Raw genomic sequence first — 241 nt, 5'->3', positions numbered from 1 at the left:
TGTCCTCCGATGGGACAGCGAGCCAGGTGGTCACCGTGACCATCATCGGAACCAACGACGTGCCGGTGATCGGCGGCACGACCAGCGCTGCGGTGAGCGAGGATGCTTCGACACCGAACTTGAGCACCAGCGGCGCGCTGACGATTGCTGATGTCGACCAAGGTCAGTCGAACTTCGCGCCCCAGATCGCCGCCACCGGTAGCAACGGCTACGGCAGCTTCAACTTGCTGGCCGATGGCAA

Annotated in this window: 1 protein-coding gene; it reads left to right on the top strand. The window is 63.5% G+C overall.

The genetic code is table 11. The annotated features are described in order from the left end of the window. Positions 1-35 precede the first annotated feature (35 nt). The coding region (locus tag AC3A6X_RS36455) for a VCBS domain-containing protein (RefSeq protein ID WP_487846727.1) at positions 36-241 on the top strand (206 nt) is incomplete at its 3' end.

The sequence above is a fragment of the Variovorax sp. Soil_C_12 genome (genome assembly GCF_057657375.1).
The sequence above is the reverse complement of the archived record's forward strand: the minus strand, read 5'-3'. Positions and strand labels throughout refer to the sequence as shown.